We start from the raw sequence: 644 nt of genomic DNA on the forward strand, positions 1-644 counted from the left end.
CGAACCCAATGAAGCGGACAAAACCTGTAAACAACTATATTCACTGACGTATATCAGTGAATCATTAGTGTCTAAAGAAGGCATATTGGATGTCCTTAATCAGATTAAAGAAAAATCTGAAATCAATAATTCAAAGCAACACATTACAGGTAAATTGCTGCTAAAAGGAGAACACTTTCTTCAGCGTCTAGAAGGGGAAAAAGTGCATTTAGAGAAATGCTTCGAGCGAGTCAAAAAAGACAACAGGCATCAAAATATACAGTTACTGTATCTTGATAAGATCACGGATCGGTATTTTAAAGACTGGTCACAGATGCCAATCGTCACACTTAATGGCACATCCGATGCCTTTGATAAGCTAGTATCGGATGTTCAAACGCAAGACATTCATATGATCGATGAGCAATCAATTATTCATGTTTTTGATGCGGTAACTAATCTAAGTGAGGACAAATCAGCCCACCTAACATAACTATTCTACCGTTACAGACTTCGCCAAATTTCTCGGCTGATCTACATCCGTACCTTTAATCACTGCGACATAATAACTTAGTAGTTGCAAAGGCACACTGTAGAGAATCGGAGCGATTGTGTCGTCACAATGCGGTACATCTAATACTTTCATTGTTGCATCACTTTCAAAC

The 644-nt window shown here is 38.2% G+C and carries 1 protein-coding gene; it reads left to right on the plus strand.

The genetic code is table 11. The features are described 5' to 3' along the window. Window positions 1-472, plus strand: a 472-nt coding sequence (locus A3739_RS05105; protein WP_068500574.1) for a BLUF domain-containing protein, incomplete at its 5' end; no start/stop codon positions are given. Window positions 473-644: the final 172 nt, after the last annotated feature.

This window comes from Oleiphilus sp. HI0067 (assembly GCF_001635735.1).